Origin of the sequence: Pseudoalteromonas sp. XI10 (assembly GCF_001469895.1) — a bacterium.
Lineage (GTDB): Bacteria > Pseudomonadota > Gammaproteobacteria > Enterobacterales > Alteromonadaceae > Pseudoalteromonas.
The window spans coordinates 206,750-229,111 of sequence record NZ_LOPY01000060.1 but is presented as its reverse complement, the minus strand read 5'-3'; the positions used below and the strand labels follow the sequence as shown (position 1 = coordinate 229,111).

Annotated in this window: 23 protein-coding genes; 17 read left to right on the top strand and 6 right to left on the bottom strand. The window is 42.0% G+C overall.

All coding sequences use genetic code 11. The features are described 5' to 3' along the window. The 5 genes from fadI to AUR67_RS18545 all read left to right on the top strand — a co-directional run. On the top strand, window positions 1-1,039 hold a 1,039-nt coding region (fadI, locus tag AUR67_RS18565), incomplete at its 5' end, for an acetyl-CoA C-acyltransferase FadI (RefSeq protein ID WP_058586354.1). Continuing rightward, window positions 1,039-3,264: a fatty acid oxidation complex subunit alpha FadJ gene (fadJ, locus tag AUR67_RS18560; RefSeq protein ID WP_058586353.1), complete on the top strand. Its 2,226-nt coding sequence runs from the start codon at window positions 1,039-1,041 to the stop codon at window positions 3,262-3,264. The genes fadI and fadJ, both read left to right, overlap by 1 nt. Window positions 3,265-3,398: 134 nt before the next feature. Next, on the top strand, window positions 3,399-3,749 hold the full coding sequence (locus AUR67_RS18555; protein WP_058586352.1) for a type II toxin-antitoxin system RelE/ParE family toxin: 351 nt from the start codon (window positions 3,399-3,401) through the stop codon (window positions 3,747-3,749). Between the two features lie 5 nt (window positions 3,750-3,754). Beyond that, window positions 3,755-4,057 (top strand): helix-turn-helix domain-containing protein, encoded by a 303-nt coding sequence (locus tag AUR67_RS18550; protein ID WP_054553216.1) that lies wholly within the window; start codon window positions 3,755-3,757, stop codon window positions 4,055-4,057. Window positions 4,058-4,171: 114 nt separating this feature from the next. After that, entirely contained in the window at window positions 4,172-4,702 is a 531-nt protein-coding gene (locus AUR67_RS18545) for a GNAT family N-acetyltransferase (protein WP_058586351.1), read from the top strand. A gap of 13 nt (window positions 4,703-4,715) precedes the next feature. Here AUR67_RS18545 and AUR67_RS18540 read toward each other — a convergent pair whose 3' ends face one another. Further along, on the bottom strand, window positions 4,716-5,102 hold the full coding sequence (locus AUR67_RS18540; RefSeq protein ID WP_058586350.1) for an MmcQ/YjbR family DNA-binding protein: 387 nt from the start codon (window positions 5,100-5,102) through the stop codon (window positions 4,716-4,718). A 190-nt stretch (window positions 5,103-5,292) separates the two neighbouring features. Between AUR67_RS18540 and yeiP the strand changes: the two genes are divergently transcribed. The 7 genes from yeiP to AUR67_RS18505 all read left to right on the top strand — a co-directional run bounded on the left by yeiP (window position 5,293) and on the right by AUR67_RS18505 (window position 12,571). Further along, window positions 5,293-5,865, top strand: a complete 573-nt coding sequence (gene yeiP, locus AUR67_RS18535) for an elongation factor P-like protein YeiP (protein WP_055020721.1) — start codon at window positions 5,293-5,295, stop codon at window positions 5,863-5,865. A gap of 146 nt (window positions 5,866-6,011) precedes the next feature. Next, the gene (locus AUR67_RS18530; RefSeq protein ID WP_058586349.1) at window positions 6,012-6,740 is read left to right on the top strand and encodes an RDD family protein; all 729 of its coding nucleotides are present in this window, start codon (window positions 6,012-6,014) and stop codon (window positions 6,738-6,740) included. Next, a complete protein-coding gene (locus AUR67_RS18525) occupies window positions 6,737-7,687 on the top strand; it encodes a stage II sporulation protein M (RefSeq protein ID WP_058586348.1) in 951 nt (316 codons plus the stop codon). The genes AUR67_RS18530 and AUR67_RS18525 overlap by 4 nt, the downstream gene beginning before the upstream one ends. Then, a complete protein-coding gene (locus tag AUR67_RS18520) occupies window positions 7,677-9,137 on the top strand; it encodes a hypothetical protein (protein ID WP_058586347.1) in 1,461 nt (486 codons plus the stop codon). The genes AUR67_RS18525 and AUR67_RS18520 overlap by 11 nt, the downstream gene beginning before the upstream one ends. Further along, complete coding sequence (locus AUR67_RS18515) at window positions 9,127-10,275, top strand: DUF4350 domain-containing protein (RefSeq protein ID WP_058586346.1); 1,149 nt, start codon at window positions 9,127-9,129, stop codon at window positions 10,273-10,275. The genes AUR67_RS18520 and AUR67_RS18515 overlap by 11 nt, the downstream gene beginning before the upstream one ends. After that, on the top strand, window positions 10,272-11,255 hold the full coding sequence (locus tag AUR67_RS18510; protein WP_058586345.1) for an AAA family ATPase: 984 nt from the start codon (window positions 10,272-10,274) through the stop codon (window positions 11,253-11,255). The genes AUR67_RS18515 and AUR67_RS18510 overlap by 4 nt, the downstream gene beginning before the upstream one ends. Beyond that, window positions 11,252-12,571: a DUF58 domain-containing protein gene (locus tag AUR67_RS18505; RefSeq protein ID WP_058586344.1), complete on the top strand. Its 1,320-nt coding sequence runs from the start codon at window positions 11,252-11,254 to the stop codon at window positions 12,569-12,571. The genes AUR67_RS18510 and AUR67_RS18505 overlap by 4 nt, the downstream gene beginning before the upstream one ends. Window positions 12,572-12,646: 75 nt before the next feature. On the opposite strand, the gene AUR67_RS18500 is transcribed toward AUR67_RS18505, so the two are convergent. Next, the gene (locus AUR67_RS18500; protein WP_058586343.1) at window positions 12,647-13,123 is read right to left on the bottom strand and encodes a DUF4234 domain-containing protein; all 477 of its coding nucleotides are present in this window, start codon (window positions 13,121-13,123) and stop codon (window positions 12,647-12,649) included. 222 nt (window positions 13,124-13,345) lie between these two features. Between AUR67_RS18500 and AUR67_RS21305 the strand changes: the two genes are divergently transcribed. Further along, entirely contained in the window at window positions 13,346-13,540 is a 195-nt protein-coding gene (locus AUR67_RS21305; protein ID WP_058586342.1) for a hypothetical protein, read from the top strand. Here the strand turns inward: AUR67_RS21305 and AUR67_RS18490 are convergent. Next, entirely contained in the window at window positions 13,537-15,651 is a 2,115-nt protein-coding gene (locus AUR67_RS18490; RefSeq protein ID WP_370317884.1) for an EAL domain-containing protein, read from the bottom strand. The genes AUR67_RS21305 and AUR67_RS18490 overlap by 4 nt on opposite strands. A gap of 176 nt (window positions 15,652-15,827) precedes the next feature. Next, complete coding sequence (locus AUR67_RS18485; protein ID WP_058586340.1) at window positions 15,828-18,548, bottom strand: insulinase family protein; 2,721 nt, start codon at window positions 18,546-18,548, stop codon at window positions 15,828-15,830. A 195-nt stretch (window positions 18,549-18,743) separates the two neighbouring features. Here AUR67_RS18485 and sixA point away from each other — a divergent pair, with 195 nt between their 5' ends. The 4 genes from sixA to AUR67_RS18465 are packed head-to-tail and all read left to right on the top strand — an operon-like array spanning window position 18,744 to window position 20,811. After that, window positions 18,744-19,220, top strand: a complete 477-nt coding sequence (gene sixA / locus AUR67_RS18480; protein WP_058586339.1) for a phosphohistidine phosphatase SixA — start codon at window positions 18,744-18,746, stop codon at window positions 19,218-19,220. Between the two features lie 49 nt (window positions 19,221-19,269). Beyond that, window positions 19,270-19,620 (top strand): RidA family protein, encoded by a 351-nt coding sequence (locus AUR67_RS18475; RefSeq protein ID WP_054562122.1) that lies wholly within the window; start codon window positions 19,270-19,272, stop codon window positions 19,618-19,620. Beyond that, on the top strand, window positions 19,604-20,080 hold the full coding sequence (locus AUR67_RS18470) for an ASCH domain-containing protein (protein ID WP_058586338.1): 477 nt from the start codon (window positions 19,604-19,606) through the stop codon (window positions 20,078-20,080). The genes AUR67_RS18475 and AUR67_RS18470 overlap by 17 nt, the downstream gene beginning before the upstream one ends. Then, window positions 20,077-20,811, top strand: a complete 735-nt coding sequence (locus AUR67_RS18465; protein ID WP_058586337.1) for an SDR family oxidoreductase — start codon at window positions 20,077-20,079, stop codon at window positions 20,809-20,811. The genes AUR67_RS18470 and AUR67_RS18465 overlap by 4 nt, the downstream gene beginning before the upstream one ends. A gap of 2 nt (window positions 20,812-20,813) precedes the next feature. Here the strand turns inward: AUR67_RS18465 and AUR67_RS18460 are convergent, their stop codons facing one another. Then, window positions 20,814-21,734 carry an AEC family transporter gene (locus AUR67_RS18460; RefSeq protein ID WP_058586336.1) on the bottom strand — a complete coding sequence of 307 codons (921 nt, stop codon included), beginning with the start codon at window positions 21,732-21,734 and terminating at the stop codon, window positions 20,814-20,816. A gap of 24 nt (window positions 21,735-21,758) precedes the next feature. After that, entirely contained in the window at window positions 21,759-22,316 is a 558-nt protein-coding gene (gene smrB / locus AUR67_RS18455; RefSeq protein ID WP_054562116.1) for an endonuclease SmrB, read from the bottom strand. Window positions 22,317-22,362 lie beyond the last annotated feature (46 nt).

Here is a 22,362-nt window from a genome sequence, read left to right as displayed (position 1 = left end):
TGCTTATTCTGTTTCGCGTGCGTGTGCGACAAGTTTCCAAGCCATTGCTAACGTAGCCGAGTCAATTATGGCAGGCTCAGTGCAAGTAGGTATCGCTGGTGGTGCTGACTCATCGTCTGTATTACCTATTGGTGTTAGTAAAAAATTAGCGGGTAGCCTTGTTGATTTAAACAAAGCACGTACGCTTGGTCAGCGATTAAAGATTTTCTCTAAACTACGTTTAAAAGATTTACTTCCTGTACCGCCTGCGGTCGCTGAGTACTCTACTGGCTTATCTATGGGTCAAACAGCAGAGCAAATGGCGAAAACACATAGCATTAGCCGTGAAGATCAAGATGCCTTAGCTCATCGTTCTCACACCCTTGCAAGTCAGGCGTGGGCAGATGGTAAACTGAAAGACGAAGTAATGACTGCCCATGTTGCACCTTATAAGAGCTTTATTGAGCAAGACAATAACATTCGTCATAACTCAACAGTTGAAGGCTACGCGAAATTAAAACCAGTATTTGACCGTCAGCACGGCTCTGTTACCGCAGCTAACGCAACGCCATTAACTGATGGTGCCGCTGCGGTATTAATGATGAGCGAGAGTAAAGCAAAAGCATTGGGTTACGACATTCTAGGTTATGTACGCAGTTTTGCTTTCTCAGCAATTGGTGTACATGAAGATATGCTAATGGGTCCGGCGCACTCAACGCCAATTGCCCTAGATAGAGCAGGTATCACATTAGCTGATTTAGATTTAATCGAAATGCATGAAGCATTTGCAGCGCAAACACTGGCTAATATGAAGATGTTTGCGTCAGATAAATTTGCACAAGAAAAGCTAGGTCGCAGCAAGGCGATCGGCGAAATAAACATGGACAAGTTCAATGTATTAGGTGGCTCACTTGCATACGGTCACCCATTTGCGGCAACAGGTGCGCGCCTGATCACGCAAAGCTTACATGAACTTAATCGTCGCGGTGGCGGCTTAGCGCTTACGACTGCGTGTGCAGCGGGTGGCTTAGGCGCAGCCTTTGTATTGGAGAGTGCGTAATGACAGATTCAGTATTTAGTTTATCAGTGGCAGATGATGGCGTAGCCGTTGTAACCATTGATGTGCCGGGTGAGAAAATGAACACCCTGCGCAGCAGTTTTGCAGAAGATTTAAAAACCTTACTTAAAGACGCACAAGCGCAAGCAGTAAAAGGCATGGTATTTATCAGTGGTAAAAGCGATAACTTTATCGCCGGTGCTGATATTAAAATGCTTGATAGCGCCAATAGCCGTGAAGATGCATTAGCGTTAAGCGAAATGTGTCAGCAAGCATTTTTTGATATGAAAAAGCTGCCTTTCCCAACAGTAAGTGCTATTCATGGTGCAGCATTGGGTGGCGGTTTAGAGTTTGCTTTAGCGTGTGATTATCGCGTGTGTTCAGACAGCGATATCACTAAGCTTGGTTTGCCAGAAGTACAGTTAGGCTTATTACCTGGTGGTGGCGGTACTCAACGTTTACCAAAATTAGTTGGCTTGCAAAAAGCACTTGAGTGGATGCTTACAGGTAAGCAAGTGCGTGCTAAGCAAGCGAAGAAAACAGGCCTAGTAAATGATTGTGTACCACACAGTGTATTACTTGACGTTGCTAAAGAGTTTGCTCTGAAAGGTAAGGCGAAGGCTACTAAACCTAAGCTAGACCGTTTAAGTCAATTACTTGAGTCAAACCCATTTGGTCGCAATATTATTTTCAAAAAAGCACAAGAAAACGTGCTGAAGAAAACAGGCGGTCACTACCCGGCACCTTTAGCCATTATTAAAGCCGTTCGTGCAAGTGTTGAACTTGATCAGTTAAAAGCATACAAAACTGAAGCTGAAGGCTTTGCCACGCTGGTAATGAGTGATGAGTCAAAAGCATTACGCGGTATTTTCTTTGCAACCACTGAAATGAAAAAAGAGTGGCGTAATGATGATGCCCCAGCAATCGCTAAAGCGGCTGTATTAGGTGGCGGCCTCATGGGCGCGGGTATTGCCCATGTTAGTGCTGTAAAAGCGGGTGTTCCAGTGCGCATTAAAGATGTGGCTGAAAAGGGCATCAGCAATGCAATGAACTACAGCTACAAGATTTTAGATAAAAAGCAAAAGCGTCGTATTTTATCTAAAGCTGATCTACAACAAACCATGAACCGCATTACCGGTACCACCGATTACAGCGGCTTTAAACACATTGATATCGTTATCGAAGCCGTGTTTGAAGATCTTGCTTTAAAGCAGGGTATGGTGGCTGATGTAGAACGTGAGTGCCAAGACAACACGATTTTTGCAAGTAATACCTCATCATTACCAATTGCACAAATTGCTGCTGATGCAGCACGCCCAGAAAATGTAATTGGTCTGCATTACTTCTCACCTGTTGAGAAAATGCCACTTGTTGAGATCATTCCACATGAAGGTACGTCTGAAGAGACTATCGCACGCGTTGTTAACTTTGCCCGTAAGCAAGGTAAAACACCAATTGTGGTTAAAGATATGGCTGGTTTCTATGTAAACCGTATCTTAGCGCCTTATGTAAATGAAGCGGCTAATTTACTGCTAGCAGGTGAGCCAATTGAAAAGATTGACCAAGCATTGGTTGAGTTTGGATTCCCGGTAGGGCCTTTAGCGCTTCTTGATGAAGTAGGGATTGATATCGGTTCTAAAATTGCGCCAATCCTTGAAAAAGAATTGGGCGAGCGCTTTAAAGCCCCGGATGCCTTTAATCGCTTAATCGATTCTAAGCGTTTAGGTCGTAAGACTGGCCGTGGTTTTTATCTTTACGACAAGAAAGATAAAAAAGTGGATGAGTCAGTTTACGAGCTACTTGGTGTTACGCCATCACCTCGTTTAAACAAGAGCGAAATAGCTAAACGTTGTGTTGCGCAAATGCTAAACGAAGCGGTGCGCTGTTTAGATGATGGCATTATTGCAAGCCCGCGTGATGGTGATATTGGTGCTATTTTTGGTATTGGTTTCCCACCATTCTTAGGCGGTCCATTTAGCTATATGGATAAACTGGGTGCAGCACAAGTGAGCTCTGAAATGGCGACTTTTGCTAACTACAACCCAATTTTCACACCTTGCGATACGTTAAAAGCAATGGCTGAAAAAGGTGGTCGTTTTTACCAAGCAGAAAGCGAAGAGCCAGCAGTAGTTCAAGCTACGCCTGTCGATCCGGTTGAAGTAACCAAAGAAGTAGTTGAAGACGAGCAAGCGTCAGAAGATGCTGATACAGAAACGACTAAAAGCTAATTCTTTAAATTAGTTAATTTTAAAAGCCCTGCTCATTGAGCGGGGCTTTTTATTGGTTAGAAGTTGAGCGGATTAAATCTTGACTATAGGTTATTATCTATATAGATTTAAATCTATGGTCAAGGAGGGCTTATATGTGGTTAGTTGAAACAACCGACAGGTTCGATAATTGGTTTGACGCCTTAGATGACACAGACCGAACTAATGTACTTGCGTGTTTATTGGTTCTTCAGGAGCGAGGTCCTATGCTAGCAAGACCTTATGCAGATACAGTGTATGGTTCTTGTTTTAGTAATATGAAGGAGTTAAGGATTCAAAGTAAAGGGATTCCGATACGTGCTTTTTTTGCTTTTGATCCAAACCGTAAAGCGATTGTTCTCTGTGCGGGTAATAAAAACTCAAATGAAAAAAGGTTTTATGAGCAAATGATCCCGATAGCTGATAGTGAATATTCGGCTCACCTAGATAAGTTAGAAAAGAGGTAAATATAATGGCTAGAACACTGGAAAAGTTATTGGCGAATGAAAAACCAGAAGTGGTAGCCAAAGCTAAGAAAGCGGCGTCAGATATGCTTCTTAATATTCATTTAGCAGAGCTTCGTGAACATATGAAACTAACACAGGGCGAGATGGCGAAAGAGCTTGGCGTCAAGCAGCCAACGATATCTGACATGGAGAAACCAGGTCGTGACGTTAGATTATCATCATTAAAGCGTTATGTTGAAGCTGCTGGGGGTACCTTAAGACTTGATGTCGAGCTCCCGGACGGGAGTCATTTTGGCTTTGAAGTTTAACTAAGTTAAGTCTAAAAAATGTGGGCTTTTTTCTTCTATATTGGCCATAAGTGGTATTTAACTCACGAAATCAGTTTGTTATAACTAGGTTTATTTAATAAGCGATTAATCACCATGACTCTCACCACTGCGCGATTAACATTACGGCTGTTAAATGCCGATGATTGGCCATTGTTTTATACTTTGCATAATGATGCCGAAGTTATAGCTAAATGCTTCGATAAGCCCTCAGAGGCGCAGCTGCGAGCTAAGTTTAATGAACGCTTAAAGCCTTGGCAGCCAAACTCGAATTCACCTCTTTGTTTAGTTATTGTTGAAACCAGTACTGGTAAAGAGGTGGGTATAACGGGGTTTACCTCATCAACAGTGCCAGATAGTCAAGAAGTCGGTTATTTGTTGCTGCCTAATTTTCATGGTCGTGGCTATGCCACAGAGTCTTTGCAAGCAGTGCTTGATTACGCCAAATCAGAACATGCTGTACGTGAATTTAAAGCGGTTGTCACCGAGGGTAATATCGGTTCAGAAAAAGTACTTGAGAAATGTGGTTTTCAGTTAGTCGATAAGCAGCTAGATGCGTATGCTATTGGCGGTGTTTTGTATACCGATCATCATTTTCATTTAAGTTGCACTGATCACAGAGCGTGATCAGTGCGCAATTTTACAGATGAAGCTCAATCGCTTTTCTGTCTTTTTCTGGCATATTCGCAACCACTAAATCAAACGAATTATCAATCATTCGTTCAATCTCTCCTTGTGGTACGGTGCCGTCTAAAATAACCGTATTCCATAAACGTTTGTTCATGTGATAACCCGGGATCACCGACGGGAAAATATCACGCAGTGCTTGGGCTTCATCTGGGTCGCATTTCAGATTTAGCCACCATACAAGGTTTCCATCATCGTCTGTTTGGCCTTCTTTGCCCTCGGCAAGGGTGGCAAACATTTTATGATTCACCTTGTAAACGTCGACATCTTGGCCAAATGGTTGGGTGATCATCACCAATGGCTTTTTCATTAAATACTCGTGTACTGTGTGTTGATTCATGATCCAATCCTTGAAGTCATTTTTCGTAGTTATAAAGATAGCAGCTTTTTCGTAGTTTTGAGACAACTATTGTCATAATTTGCTGAAAAATCGAATAAATAACGGCTGCGAGTCAAAACTGTAAATTTTTATTGAACAAAAGCCATTACGTGGTAAATTTCTGTCATCAAAAAACGATAGGAATACACCCATGCCTAAGGCAAGTGAAGTTAAAAAAGGCGCCGCTATCGAGCATAACGGCCGTGTTTTAGTAGTTAAAGATATTCAACGTTCAGTACCACAAGGTCGTGCTGGTGGCAGTTTATACCGTATGCGTTTATACGATGTGGTAACAGGCGGTAAAGTTGATGAAACATTTAAAGACAGCGACATGCTAAAGCTTGCTGATCTCATTCGTCGTGAAGCTATGTTTTCTTACATCGACGGTGAAGAGTATGTTTTCATGGATAACGAAGACTACACGCCATATAACCTAAATAAAGAAGCGATCAGCGAAGAGATTTTATTCGTTAATGAAGAAACTCAAGGTCTTCACGTTATTGTGATTGATGGCTCGCCAGTTGGCTTAGATTTACCATCGAGCGTTGAGCTTGTAGTTGAAGAAACTGACCCTTCAATCAAGGGTGCTTCAGCAAGTGCACGTTCAAAGCCTGCACGTTTAACAACGGGTTTAACGATTCAAGTTCCTGAGCATATTTCAACAGGCGACCGTATTCGTATTAATACCGTTGAGCATAAATTTATGGGTCGCGCAGAAAAGTAATTTTGTAACCCCTTTGAAAACCGGCTTATAGCCGGTTTTTTTGTTTTGTTTGTAACGCGCTTATAACAAAATTCATTGAAAAAGGAACGAAAAACGCGCATTATTATTGGCTTACGAAAACAATAATAAATACCAGTAGTAGATTAATGTTGAACCACGGATTGGAAAACAGAGAATACATCAAACTCCCCGAAGGCGTTGATATCGCCATTACTCCCGCTGGCGTTGTTGCCCGAAGCTATGCCTACATCATCGATTTTATTATCCGTAGTTTGGTTTTACTTGCTGTAGGTACTGTATTTGCCTTTTTTGGCGATGCTGGGCAAGGACTTATATTAATTGCTTACTTTTTAATTTCATGGGGCTATAACATCCTGTTTGAAATGGAAAGTGGCCAAACGCCGGGTAAAAAACGCCTAAAAATTCGTGTTGTGCAAGACAATGGTTTACCAGCAAGCTTTTCGCAAATTGTAGTGCGTAACTTACTACGCCCAGCCGATATGCTACCTATAGGCTATTTCTTAGGCCTTGTGGTTATGTTGTTTAACAACCGTTTTAAACGCATTGGTGATTGGGCTGCAGGCACCATGGTTATTTACGACGATGAGTTAGCTACGCGCCCTGAATTATCTCAAGGTGAAGTGCATATTCCTACCATTAGCTTAACCACCGAAGAGCAATTAGCGGTGCTTGCTTTTGCAGAGCGTCATGATGAATTATCTGATGCAAGGCGCCGTGAGTTGGCAGCTATTTTAGCTGCACCGTTTTCTGCCGCAGAGCATGAGATTGAGGCGCAGCTCGTTAGCTATGCGCGCCAATTTGCTGGGCAAGTTCAACACGATAACGATTACCCGCAGCAGGAGGGTAAGCAATGAAGCAAGCTCAATTTGTAAAATCAAATAGTGTCAGTTGGGATGAGTTTGAAGCGCTTTGCGAACAAAATAGTGCAGAGTCTTTACCTGTTAATTTTCCTAACTTGTATCGCAAAGTCTGTAATGATTTAGCCATTGCGCAAAGTCGTCAATATAGTCCAGTGTTGATTGAGCAAATAAACAGGCTGGTGCAGTTAGGGCAGAAGCGCCTTTATTTATCTCGAAGCAATCAATTTTCTGAAATATGGCATGTGGCCCGCACGGCATTTCCGCGTGCACTGTATGAAAATCGTTTAATGCTTGGTATTAACTTATTGGCATTTTGGGGATTGGCCTTAATTGCTTTTATTTGGGTGACAATAGACCCTGATGCTGCGTATACATTTTTAGGGCAAGGCACTGTCCTTAATATCGAACAAATGTATAACCCTAGTGGTAGTGTTCAATCGGCGGAGCGCGGCGCATCGCAAGATCTGATGATGTTCGGGGTCTATATCTACAATAACATTGGTATCGCATTTCAGATGTTTGCAGGTGGCGTATTGTTCTGTGTTGGAGCTGCTTTTTTTCTATTGTTCAATAGTTTTTATTTTGGTGCTGTTGCTGCTCACATTGTGAATGTTGGATTTGAAGGGCCGTTTTTTTCGTTTGTAATAACCCATGGCTCATTTGAGTTAACCGCTATCATTATTGCCTCAGCGGCCGGGTGTCAAATAGGTTACGGCTTGCTAAACCCCGGGCAGTATACCCGTGCATATGCGATGAAACAGGCCGCACAAAAAGCGCTTCCACTGATTGTTGGCGCATTTTTGATGTTAGTCATTGCCGCTTTTATCGAAGCATTTTGGTCACCCCGTGATATTGCTAACGAAGTTAAATATTTAGTTGGCAGCGGTTGTTGGGCTTATGTTATTTTTCGCTTATACAGGGGAATGCGCTATGGAGCTTAATCGTCTTAGCTTCAATCCTCGCAAGCGCAGTGCTTACGAAACCTTTGATTTAACAGTGTTGCTAGTTAAGCAGCATGCTGTGGCATTGGTCTCTTTGTATTTGATGATGGTAGTACCCGTATTTTTGATTGTCGGTTTTTTATTAAGCTGGGGTATAGGTGGCTTTGTTGTTTGGTGGCTTAAACCTGTATTTGAGCGACCTTTGCTCGATTACATGTCAAAAGCGGTTTTCAATCAGCCAGTCAACATAATGAGTAGCTTAAAGTCACTCAAGCAGTTAAAAATCGCTGATATGTTAGCGCATTTAACCGTTTTTAGGCTCAGCCCAAACAGAGCATTTTTAGCCCCTGTAGAGCAACTTGAACGACTATCAGGTGAGCGCAAAACTAAGCGTAAGCAGGTGTTGTTTGCTTCAACTAAGCCTAAGCAAACATTGTGGATGCTGTTCTGTGTACATTTTGAGTTTATCTTATTGATGGGAATATCGGCACTGACAATTGCACTTGTGCCCCATTCATTCTCAGCACAAGAAGCCATGTACCAAATATTCGAAGCGCCAATCTGGGTTGAGATAGCGTTTAACTTTATTTATATCATCAGTATCTCGTTAGTGGCGCCGTTATTTGTTACCGGTGGATTTCTTGCTTATTTACACCGCCGAGTTGAACTAGAAGGCTGGGATATAGAGCTGGCATTTAAAAATATTCGCACCCGTCTTGCAGGCGTAGTGAGTGCTGTAGCATTACTTATGCTGACAACGTTTACACTACAACCATCAACAAGCTACGCCGAGCAAATCGATAAGCAAGCGGTAAAAGAGCAAGTTACTGCTCTTTATAATGAGCCTAATGTTATTGAAACTGAGACCACATGGGTGCCAAATATCGAAGCAAAAGCGAGTTCATCAGATAGTGACTGGTCATGGCTTATCGATGTGTTTACTGCCATTGGCGAAGTGTTTGGCGTGTTAGTTTGGGTATTGGTCGGCTTATTAGTTATTTGGCTAGTTTATTACCTGATGCAAAAGCGTGGCTTTTTTGCCAACTTAAGCTTGCCTGAGCGCAGTAAAGTGAATGAAGAGCCTGTTATCCCAACCTTATTTGCAGAAATTAAAAGCAAAGATTTACCTACAGATTTAATTGCCGCAGCAAAGCAGTGTTTTGAGCAAGGTGAGCACCGCTTGGCGCTGGCGTATTTGCTTCATCATGCGCTGAGTTGGGCGCAGCAACAACATGAAGTGCGCTTGCACCGCTCGATGACTGAGCGCGAATGTAAACGTGCAATCGATGCTAGGGTGCCAAATCAAGGGCAAGCAATTTTTGACCGCTTATTTTCTGCGTGGGTTACGGTTGCTTGGGGCCATAAAACCCCTGATATCGACTTTATCGAGCTGACAGAGCAAATTACGGCAATGACAACAGAGGCTAAGGAGCAAGCCCATGAAGCTTAAGGTTGTGCTCATAGCGGTGCTAGTGGTGTTTAGCTTATTTGTTATTGCTGGTATTGCTTCTTTAGATTGGCAGAAAAAAGAAATAGAAATTGGCTTTCATAGTGATGTGGCCAAAGATAACTTTACGATGGCTAAACGGCTACTTAAAGCCAACGGTATCGATTGGAATAAAAACAAACGCTTGGCAGAGCAAGCACAAAGTGATGAGTTAAACATAGACCCACAAAGTATCTTAATTTTGGATGAGGCGGTGCTTGCTGACTCTTACCAGTTAGATGTACAGCTTGCTGATTGGGTCGCTGATGGCGGACGTTTAATTTATGTATTAAACAGGCAACGTGATGAGCTGGCGATTGATAGCACAGTATTTTTTAGTCAGCTTGGCATCAATGTACAAAGTCAAGAAGATGTTTTTGAATATGATTTTGCGATGCTCAAAGAAGGGAATAAAAATAGTAATTTATCAATTGATGGAAACACTCAGCTTGACCTTGAGCTAAGCCGTGCCTTTTTTATTGAAAACTGCCCCGGTGTGAGTACCAATAATGATAACGGCGATACCTTGATGTGTGACTTTGCATTTGGTCAAGGTCGGGTCATTGTGATGCCATCGCTGTTACCTTTTACCAATTACCGACTTCGCCATCTGGATCATGGCAGTTTATTGCTTTGGTTAAGTAAAGGGGCTGAAAAAGTAACCTATGTACCTTACCTGACTTACCCAAATTGGTTTGCCAAATTATGGCACTGGAGCTGGCAATTTGTGGTGACGTTGCTGTTATTAATTGTGCTTGCGGTGTGGCATATCAGTAGTCGTATCGGCCGCTCTTATGCTCCTGACTTCGATATAAAAACCAGCTTTAATCAGCATATTCGAGCAGTAGCAAACTTTTATTCAGAGCATGGTCACGAAGCCGTGTTATTTACTGCACTCAAGAAAGATTTTTACGCCAAAGTAGAGTCGCGAGTGCCTAACTTTAAGATGCTTAGTGCTGAAAAGCAGGCGCAGATCATCGCTAATTTAACTCATTTTGAAAAACAACAGGTGGCTGAGTTGCTTGCTAGCAAGTTGCCTGAGTCTAAAGAACAACGAACAGAATATATAAAACGATTTAAACAATTAAGGAATGCCTTATGAGCACGGAATTAGACACTAATCGCATGAGCTTAGTTGAGGCAGCTGATGCAGTAAAACAAGTAAAGCAAAACATTTCGCGTGTGTTAGTTGGTCAAGATGCCATTGTTGAAGATGTGCTTACGGTGCTCTTTGCGGGTGGTCATGTGTTACTTGAAGGGGTTCCAGGGCTTGGTAAAACGCTACTGGTTAGAGCCTTAGCAAAAAGCTTAAATGTAGACTTTTCGCGCGTGCAGTTTACACCGGATTTAATGCCTTCAGATGTTGTTGGCCATAGTTTGTATGATATGAAATCAGGTGAATTTAATATCAAAAAAGGCCCAGCATTTACTAATATTTTGCTGGCTGATGAAATCAATCGTGCACCAGCTAAAACGCAATCAGCTCTTCTTGAGGTGATGCAAGAGCAACAAATTACCATTGATGGCGAGTCATTATCTATTGATTCACCGTTTATGGTATTAGCGACTCAAAACCCATTAGATCAAGAAGGGACGTACCCACTGCCTGAGGCTGAATTAGACCGTTTTATGATGAAAGTGGAGCTTGGTTTTCCTTCTCATGAATCGGAAGTTGAGCTTTTAAAACTGAATACACAAATTGTCTCTAATGAAACCAAAGTAGAGCAGCTCCCAGCGGTATTGGATGCTGATCGTATTGCGGAAATTAAACAGCTTTGTGCAGATATCCTAGTAGACGAACAAATACTGAATTATGCCGTCGATATCGTGCGTAGTTCACGAACTTGGCAAGGCGTATTGCACGGCGCAGGGTTACGTGCCTCAATTAATATCATTAAAGCGGCAAAAGTAATGGCATTAATGAATGGCCGTGACTTTGTAACTCCTGATGATGTGAAGTCAGTGTCTGTGAATATTTTAAGACACCGATTAATTTTATCGGCTGATTTGGAGCTGGAAGGGGTGTCATTTGATGAAGTGATCAATGCCATTTTAGCCAGTGTTGAAGCACCACGCTCATGAATCGCATTAAGCATAGACCTGCAAAACGCTTAGTACAATTAACAGCTTTGTTGCTGTTATTGCTGCTTGTCTGTGCCATTGCATCAGTTGACAGCTTAGTGCTAACGGCCTTGCTTTTAGTGCCTTTATTGCTCGCATTTGTAGATTATATGGCAGCGAAGTCAGAGCCTTTACTTGAAGTAAGTGCACAAACGAGTCTCAACATGGCTTTGTATCGCCGCCAAGCATTGCAGCTAGTGATTAAAAATAAAGCGAAGCATGCGACCATGCTAGATGTCAGTGTTCATTTAAGTAATTCAATTGAGCTGCAAAAGCCACAGCAAACGGTGTTTATAGATGCAATGCAACAAGCAAAGCAGAGCTTTAGCTTACGTGCTCACAAACGAGGCGATGCGCAGATCAGTGCCATTGAACTTAGGGTAGGGTCGCCATTTGGCCTTTGGCAAACAAACTGGTTAGCTGAGCAAGCAATTCAATTAAAAGTGTATCCAGATTTTAGCCGGGTTACTTCAAAGCAGCATTTAAATGGCGTAGTGAATAAGCCTATTTCAGGCTTAAAGCTCACTAAAAAGCGCGGTGATGGTATCGAATTTCAGCAACTACGCGAATATCGCCAAGGTGATAGTGTTAGGCAGATAGACTGGCAGGCGACCAGTAAGCGTCGAAAACTCATTTCTCGTGAGTATCAAGAAGAGCAAAATCAACATGTCATAGTGATGCTAGACGCTTCTAAAAAAATGGCCATAGAAGCCAATGAAGGCAGCCACTTTGATCATGCTTTAAATGCATTATTACTGCTGTCGCACACAGTTTTAAAGCAAGGTGATTGGTTTAGCATGCAAAGCTTTAATCAAAATCTGCGTTGGTTACCTGATGTAAAAGGTGCGCAGAATGTATCACGGGTAATGAATCACTTTTATGATCTATACCCAGATAAGAGCAGCAGTGACTATTTAGTGGCTGTGAACCAATTAATCGCTAAACGCAGTAAACGTTCTTTAGTGTTATTAGTTACCACCCTTGATGAGCAAAGCATTGATGAGTTAATGCCTGCAATTAAGCTACTACAAAAACACCACTTAGTGGCACTTATTAATATTAATAACCGTGCTGTAAATGAGGTGCTCGATGAGCCTATTGAAAAGTACGAAGATGCAACCAGTTACTGTGCAGCATTAGCACTACTAAATTCACATAAAGCCAATATGGCTAAGCTGAAAAAACAAGGTGTAATAGCCATAGACTGTAACCCTGAGCAGCTACTACCGCATGTGCTTAACACCTATTTAAATGTGAAGCACTCCGGGGCATTGTAATACCCCCTGATAGCAACCCGCAATAAAAAAGGCATTGAATTCAATGCCTTTTTTATTAGCTAATAAGCGAAACGATTATTTTTGATTATCAATAGCTTCGTTAATTTTGTATTGGAAATAAATAGCATAAAAGAAAAATGTCAGTATGCCACTTAAATGTACAGGCTCATTGCTACCTTCATTGATTAACTCTTTTAATGAAGTACGTAACGAGAAAATGAATACCAGACCAACAATAAGAGTAATCATTGAAATAATAGTAGAAAATACTTCAGGTATTGATGTAAACGCTACCGCAAAGTTGATTACGTAAAGGGCAATGTAACCATAAACTAGGTTTTGGTTAACTTGATGTTTAGCAAGCGCGTTTGCTTTGTTTGTGCGGCTTACTAGCCAGTAAATTGAGTAAATACCTAATGTGATAAGACTCAAAAAGAACACGCCCCAAGCAGAGAAGCGGTCAAAGTTTAAAATAGGTTTATTACCACCATTATTTTGCTGAGTAAGCTCAGCTTCTGGCGCTTCATAGATGTTGGCTGATTCTTCAGACATAACGATTCCTCATAATTATTTTTGTATATTCCTTTGTGCTGATAGCACGTTCCGATAATAGCAAAAAAGATTGGTTTTTGTACATCATTTCAACAGCCTAGCAAGTAAGGCTAAGTAGCATAAAGGTCAGTATAAATAAGCCTTATAGAGGGCATAGCATGAGTGAAGTTTTAAAGCCTGCTGAAATTATGTACACTGCCGCTGATTTTAATGAGGTGCTGTGTGTTATTTGTATTTTTGAGCTGTGTATTTATTTTAGTGATGTATTTAGAGTCTCTGTCTAAAGGGATGCCGGTAAAGCGTTGGATGCTGTTAGGTGGAGTGCTTGGGCCTGTCGCTTGGTGTTTGTTTAACGTGCATTATCGCCGCGCATTTGTGCGCCATGTTGGCCGCCAATCTTGTGGCTGGCGACCTTAAATTTCTGCTGTTTTTAACAGGCTCGGCGCAGATTTATCGAGTTGTTTTTGTAGGAAGGCGGTAAATTCAGGCTGAGACAGTGGCTTAGAGTAATAGTAGCCTTGAACCGTCTGGCACTTTAACTGCTCTAACATCACAACCTGTTCGGCTTGTTCAACCCCTTCTGCAACTACATGCAAATCAAGGTTATGGGCAATGGTCACAATTGAGTCAACCATATTGCGGCCACGCTCTGATTGCATATCATCAATAAAGGCTTTATCAACTTTCAAGGTATTAAGCGGGAACTGCTTAAGATAAGCTAATGAAGAGTAACCCGTACCAAAGTCATCCATCGCAAGGTGAATACCACGAGCACTGAGTGAGCGCATGACTGCAATTGCTTCGTTAGGGTCGTCCATAACCGTACCTTCGGTGATCTCAAGTTCGAGGAAGTAAGAGGGCAGTTCATTCTTTTGCAAAATCACATCAATACGAGTGGTTAAATCAGGTAAGCTAAACTGCTTAGCTGATAAGTTCACAGCAACACGACCGTTGAATAAGCCTTGATCTATCCATGCTTTTACATCGCGGCACGCTTTGTTTAAAACAACTTCACCAATTTCGATAATTTGCCCAGTTTCTTCAGCGATAGGAATAAACACTCCTGGGCTGATCACACCTTTTTTCGGGGTAATAAAGCGCACAAGAGCTTCCATACCATCGAGTTTACCTGTACGAATATTCATCTTCGGTTGGTAATACACTTCAAAGTGATCTTCTTTTAGGCCGTAACGCATTAAGTTTTCGATTTGTAAGCGTTTAACAGCTTCACGGTTCATAGTGTCGTTGAAAAACAGATAGCTATTGCCTTTTTTCTTGGCGTGATACATGGCAGTATCCGCATTTTTAAGTAATAGCTCTGGGGTATTGCCATCTTCAGGGAACAGCACGATCCCGACACTTGAGGTGATCACTAGCTCGTGACCCGCCATATTAAAAGGTGTGGCAATGGCGGCTAAAAAGAGTTTAGCCATGCGAGTAATGGTATGAATATCGTTGGTACCCGACATTACCAGTGCAAACTCATCACCGCCTAGGCGATAAAACACATCTTTTTCGCGGGTTAACTTATTAAGGCGCATCGCAAGCTTAGATAGCAAGCTATCACCAAGTTGGTGACCTAGAGAGTCGTTAATCTTTTTAAAGTTATCTAGGTCAAATACTAATAAAGCGTGATGGTTATCTTGTTTAGCGAGCTTTTTCAGGTTGGTGAAAAATAAGTTTCGGTTAGGTAAGCCTGTTGTGCGGTCGCGGTTCGATAAGTTATGTAATTGTGATTCGGCTTTTTTACGCTCAGTTTGATCAGAAAACACAACGACATAGTTACATATTTGGTTGTGCTCATTTTTGATTTCATCAATTGAAATTTCAATCGGTAACAGCTGCCTTTTCGCATTGCGAAGTTTAACCTCTTGCTGCCAATGCTCCGTGGCTTTTACGGTGGCTTTAATTTCATCCACATAGCTTTGGTCATAGCCATTTAAGGTAAAATCTTTCTTTAAATATTGCTCTCGGGTACCACCAAATAGCGTTAAGAAGCTTGGGTTTAAGTCAACCAACTTAAAGTTTTTATCGAAAATGGCGATGGCGTCAGTTAGCGACTCAACGCATTTAGCGAATAGGTTTAAACGGGCTTCTGTTGATTTAAGCTGAGAAATATCTCTTACAGTGCCTGTCATACGCAAAGGGTTGAGGTTTGCGTCTTTTTCGATGATCTTGCCGCGATCTAGTACCCAATGCCAACGACCGAGGCTGTCTTTAATCCGGTAACTTGCTTCAAAAAAGGCGGTGTGTTCGGCAAAGTGTTTTTTTAGGGCTGTTTCAACGTGTTGTAAGTCGTGTGGGTGAATCAATTCGCGGTTAGGGGGAAAGCCGCTGCTACTGTTTGTATCTGAGGTGTATTTATCATTAATTCGCAGCACTTCTCCGGTTTTAATATTCCAATCCCAGAGGGTATCGCCACTACCTTCTACGGTACTTTTTAAGCGATGTTCTGAAATACGCAGTTGTTTTCGAGAGCGCTTTAATTTGAAAATTATAAATAATAGGTACGGCAATAACAGCATCATAATAGCACTTGGAATAAGCAGCAATGTGCTCTGTTCAAGCTCTATGGGGCTGGCGGATGCTGAAAAAATCCCAGCCATACTTATTGTTAAAAAAGCAGAAATCATTTTTATTATTTTTATCATTAATGCATTACCGTAATTCGCACCAATTAATCTAATCTAAGCTCGCGTTCGAGTCAAAGAGAATGCGAAGAAAGGCTTGCTTTTGGCTGTTTTTTAGCCTTTGGCTCACTTAAAAGTTCTATTCTTGGCCTGTTTTCACTGAACGTTTCGGTAATATACTGCTGCATTTGAGTAAGGCTTAACTTATCAAGTGCCTCTAAAAGCTGTTGTTGCATATTAAATTCAGTATCGCGATTACCGATTGCTAACCATAAACGTTGCGAACGTAAGCGTAAATTTTTATCTTTCTCAGCAATGTGTGTAACAAGGCCTGCTTTGGTATCGAGCCATTGCTGCTCAGAAATGTTGTTTACTTGTGACACATAATTATTAATAAATTGCTGGTGACGCTGAAGTATCTCATCAGCACTATGCATAGGTGACTGCACGTAAAAAGCAATACCTGCACGGGTATTGAAAGGCGCATAGCCTGCACCAACTAAATAGCCGAGCTGTTGCTTGGTTCTTAACTCATTAAAATAATCTTGGTTTATTAAATGATTAAGTACCATCATTTGCACCTTTTCGGTGGTGTCATCCGTTTGTGCTTGATAGTAAAGCACCATCGCATGATCGCTGCAATTTAACGTGAAGCGCTGTTGATCTACTTCGGTTATATCGTTTAGTGGTCGCGTTAAATCAATAATTGTTGTGCTGTCGGCTAGGTGTTTAGTCACTTGCTTTTGGAACTTGAGTGCATCACTACGTTGCCAGTTACCATGTAAAAAAGACTCAACGTGCAAGGCTTTAAAAAACTCATTTCTAAAGCAATTAAATTGATGGAAACTCGTATCCTTTAAAGCTTGTGCTAAGGCATTAGGCTCTGGGTTCCATGGCATGATTTGCGCACCCAAAATACTAAATAGCTCACTAACAGGTTTGTTTTGATTGCTGTTTCGCCAGTGTCTAACGAGCTGCTTTTTATACTCTGCAAAGCGTTTTGCGCAGATTTCAACATTAAAGAGTGCTTCAAGTAACTCATTAACCAGCTCTAACTGACTCGATGAGAGACCCGCAGTATGAAGGGTTAAGCCACCTTGGTGCGAGGTTAAGTGATAACTAAGACCAGCCAATTCTGCTGGATAAAATTGCTCAGCAACACTGTCCATAAACAGGTCTGCAAATAAGCGGGTAAGGGCCATGTGTTTAACATCTTTAATCGCAAAGGTTGAGTCCATTGCTAAGTAAAAATGCCCTTTAGCTACTCTGAAAGTCGCGTCTTGCTTAAACCAAAAATCAAAGCCGTCTCTTGTGACTAAAAGCTCAGGTGATTTATTTGGCTCGTCTAATGGTAATAGTTCAACATCTTTTGTGAGGTATGGGTTAGCACTTGGTAAGCACATCTGTGGTAATGGCGTGTTTATTTCACTAAGCGCTTCTAACCAACTTGCTGAGATGTCTTCTACTTTATATGGGGTGTTGTACCAAGCTGTAGTGTGCTCAGGCTCAACACCAGGATGAATCAATACCAAGCGCATGTTATCAGGTGTTAGCCATTGCATGGCAATTTCATGAGCGCAGCGGTTAAAGCCTTCCATTAAATAATCGCCTTGCACATAGTTGGCTTCATCGTAATGCTGCATATTAATGCTTAAGTTACTCACCCAATCAATTAAGCGCGCTTTTTCTTGATTATCAAAGGCAATTTGCAAGAGGTTCTTTTTGTCTTGATAAAGACGCGGCAATTTATCGCAGTTTTGGTTAATTAAGCAGATATACTCAAACACCATTTCGACGATATCTTCATAGTATTCAATACCTTCATCAGTTAACGCCATACTGATGTTAAAATCTTTGAAATTACTGCCATTAATGCCACCACCCGCTGAAAGGGCATTGATCCAGCCTTGCTCTTTTAAAATAGAGTACAGTGACCCTTTGCCTTCGTAGCCAAGTAAGTGGGCAATAAAACTAACGGTTTTGTGACGATAAAAGTCATCTATATTTGGCATCGCAAAGCTAATAATGAGCTTTTGCATATGTTTATGTGGCTCAATATGTAACACCTTACCTAAGTCTTGTTTACGGTAAAGTGGTTGCTCTATGATCTCTTTACTTTTTGGCTGACCTTTAATTTCGCTAAATAACTGTTTTACCCAGGTGGTCATGGTCGCAATATCTTCATTGCTACATATCACCAGTGTCATCCACTGAGCCTGATAGTGGCTATCGAAAAAAGCACGTAGCTCATCACTGATACAGCCCTCACGATCCGCGAGGGTTTGCTGGTTACCGACCGAAAACTTTGCAAAAGGGTGCGCTGGGTTAACCGTTTCTTTATGAGCCTGATAAATACGGCGGCCGTCATCTTTTATTTTTAGTTTAAATTCTGCGTCTATAGCATTACGTTCTTTAGTTGTCTCTTTAGGATTTAAGAGTGGGGCAATAAAAAAACGACTGAATTGTGCCAGTGCCTCAGCAAACTGTTGGTTATTAATATCAAAGAAGTAGCAAGTGTGCTCAGTGCCAGTCCAGGCATTGGTGTTGCCACCAGATTGCGATACAAAATTAGAAAAACCGCCCGATTCTGGGTACAGGTCAGTGCCTAAAAAAAGCATATGCTCTAAAAAGTGCGCGAGACCTTGCCTATCAAGGGGGTCATCGAAATGGCCTGCGTTAATAGCCATTGAAGCCGCTGATTTTGTTGACTCTAAGTCTTGCACTAAAAGTACTTTTAGACCATTGTCCAGTGTTAGGGGTTGGTATGTTCTGTTATCATTGCGGCTGATATTCAAAAGATGCTCCTGAAAGAGTGCGTTAATGTCCTAACAACAGATGATATTTTCAGGAAAGCTAAAAAAGACAGAGCTACGAAAATCTACCTGAATATCATAAGCGGATGTTTAATGTATCTAGTGATGATATTCTAATATAGCGAACAATCAAGCAAACTGGCTACTGTTTTATATTCTTTAATCGGTTGATTTTTTATGAAAACAATCTTAATCATGCGCCATGGCGAAGCTACGCCAATGCAAGCAGATGATGCAGCAAGACAACTGACCGAGACCGGTCACCAAGAAGCCAGTCGAATGGGGCAGTGGTTAGCGACACACCATAAACCTGATGCTCTGTTGGTAAGTCCTTACATTCGCGCACAACAAACTGCTTTGGATGCGACGCAACATATTTCGTTACAATTTAATGAAACCTGCAGTGATATTACCCCTGATGGTGTACCGCAAATTGCTGCTGATTACCTAGAAACCCTGATTGCTATGCATCCAGACTGCAATACCTGGTTAGTCGTTGCCCATATGCCAATTGTTAGCTACTTAGTTGACCAGTTAAGCCCTGGTCACATGCCAATCTTCAATACTGGGGCGGTTGCTGTTATCGAATATGATGAACACAAACAGCGCAGTCACTACCTCAGTATTCACTCGCCAAATAACGTCGAAATCTAACAGTGGATTTGCTAAATTAGCGCCACTGTTAATTTTTTAAGTTCTTACTATGACAATCGAACGTTTACAAACCGGTGCGCGTATGAGCCGCATCGTTAAGCATAACGGCACAGTATACCTATGCGGCCAAGTTTGTGCTGATGCCGAAAAAGATATCACCGAACAAACTCAAACCATGCTAGATAAGGTCGAAGCGCTACTTATTGAAGCAGGTAGTAGCAAAGAGCACATGCTAAGTGCCACAATTTACCTGAAGAGCATGGAATACTTTGCACAAATGAACGCTGTTTGGGATGCATGGGTGCCACAGGGCCATGCACCAGCTCGCGCTTGTGTTGAGGCAAAAATGGCGCGCGATGCATTATTAGTTGAGATTTCTGTCGTTGCAGCCGTTAAGTAACGAGCAGCGTATCGCGCAGATGATTGCTCGCTTTAATGAGCAATCAGGGCGCGAAGTGATTGAACTGCCACATTGGCATTTTTGCGACAATGAGCAAGATGCCAATGACTGCGCATTGCTGGTTTTAAATGGCGTAAAACAAGCAACAACCCCTTCACTTTATTGGTTTAAAGCCAATAATGAAGCCCTTCCAGAAGTTGGTGATTTAGCCATTTTTACCAATTGGCAGGGACAGCCTCTCGGCATTATTGAAACCGTCTCTGTAACTATCACCCCATATAATCAAATAAGCGCCGATTACGCCGCATTAGAAGGCGAGGGCGACAAAAGCCTTGAGTACTGGCAGCGTGTGCATTGGGATTATTACCAGCGAGAGCTCGCAGGTACAGGCTATCAATGTCACCCAGAGATGCCATTGGTGTGTGAGCAGTTTAGGTTAGTTTACAAGGAGTCAGAATGAGCAAGAGTCCAGTGGTTCTTATTACCGGAGGCGGCCGCGGTATAGGTGCAGCGACAGCAAAACTGTTTGCTAAACATGGCTATGATGTGTGTATTAACTATAAGTCAGATCAAGCAAGTGCAGAGCAGGTCGCTGATGAGATAAATGCGCTTGGCGTGAATGCCTATTTGTTACAAGCTGATATTGCCGATGAGCAGCAAGTGCTCGCTATGTTCGCTAAATTAGATGCTCAGGTTTCGCGGTTAGATGTGTTAGTTAATAACGCAGCGATGATGATGCCGCAAATGCCGTTATTAGAGGTGGATGCTAAGCGTATCAACGCTATTTTAAGTTGTAATGTTACTGGCGCCTTTCTGTGCGCGCGAGAAGCAATAAAGCGTATGGACAAAGGCAGTATTGTCAATATTTCATCGGGTGCGTCGCGAACAGGCTCGCCAAATGAATACTTAGATTATGCCGCATCCAAAGGAGCACTTGATACCTTCACGATTGGCCTTGCTAAAGAACTGGCGAGTAAAGGTATTCGAGTTAATGGGGTGAGGCCAGGTCTTATTTATACCGATATGCACCGCGATGGCGGTGAGGCAAACCGAGTTGATAGGTTAAAATCTAAGTTGCCGCTAGGACGCGGTGGTGAGGCTGATGAGGTTGCCTCAGCGATTTACTTTTTGGCAAGTGAGCAAGCCTCATTCACAACGGGCAGTTTTATCGATGTATCCGGTGGCTTATAAAACTAAAGTAAAATACTTAACCAAATACTAAAGCTCACCACACTCAATACAGTTGAAAGAACGACGCTACTTGCCAGTGTCGCTTGGTGTTGCTTAATTTGATTGGCGATTAGATAAGCGTTGACCCCTAAAGGAGAGGCGCTTAAAAGTACTAACACGTGCAGTAATGATTGCTCTAGGTTGAATACGTTGCCTGCAAAAAAGTAGACCCCGCACGGTAATACAACTAGCTTGATGATGGTTGCAATGAGTGAGGCTTGTAAGTTGTCGGCCACTTTATAAAACGCAAGGTTCGCCCCTAATACAAATAACGCACAGGCAATGGCAGGTTTGGCAAGTAGACTCAGGCCATTTGCTAAATCATCAAAAAGTGTAAAGCCAAGTAGGTTAACAGCCAAGCCGCTACTTATGCTTAACACGACTGGATTCAGCAGCATGTTTTTAGCAAATGCTCGCCAAGAAAATGTTTGCTGCGATTTAGCGCTGAGCAAAAAGGTGAGGGTAAACAAAAGTGCGCTATGAAAAGTGATGATCATAAACACAATGCCGACCATCTGCTGCCCAAGTGCAGCAATAATAATAGGTAAACCTACCAGTACTGTATTTGAGTAACTACTGCCAAGGGCAAATACAGCATGACGTGACGGCGCAGATTGCTTGCTAATGAGATAGCGGTCAAGAACATAGCCGAGGGCGTAAATGGCCAATACCGGAATGTAAAAGCTCAAAAAGCCTGCAATAGACACACTATTTTGTAAATCGGCTTGGGCCATATTTAAAAATAGAAAAGCAGGCACACTGATATAAAAAGTAAACTTACTTAACCCTGCTATATGCTCTTTCGATAAAAACTTGCTTCGCGAGCTAATGTAACCACTTAACACGATAAAAATCAGTGGAAAGATAATCGAAAAAATATGCACTTTAGGCCTTATGATAAAAAGACGTTAGCGTCTGAACTCATCACTTTGTGGAAGATTAATTAAAATAAGTACTGCACCTTTACCACCAAATTCAAGAGGCGCTTGGTGCATAGCAATCACATCAGGGTGTTGAACTAAATATTGCGGTACCTTGTGTTTAAGTATGCGCTCACCAATACCATGTACAACACAAGCGCAATAGTAATGCTGCTTTTTACACTCATGAATTAAACCCGCCAACTCATCTTTGGCTAATTCTTTATTTAGGCCATGTAAATCAAGGGTTAAATCAGGTGGGTAATCTCCACGGCGAAGTTGCTTTGCTAAAAAGCTATCGTGACCTGGTTTGACATAACTTACGGTGCCATGAGTGTCGATGTCTGGTACATATTCATCAGAAAAGAAAAATTCTGCCTGATGTTGCTTTTTTTGCTGGGAAAATTGCTTCGCTTGTGACACTTTAGGCTTATTGGTGAATCGAATAGTGTCTTGTTTAAATGCTTTGGCACCACTGATACTCTGACGAAATAAGTCAATATCGTCAGTGCTAATGTGGTTGTTGGCGTGGGGATCTTTTTTCATGGCGGCAGTCTAAACAAAAAAACGCTAAAAATCGAGTAAAAACCAA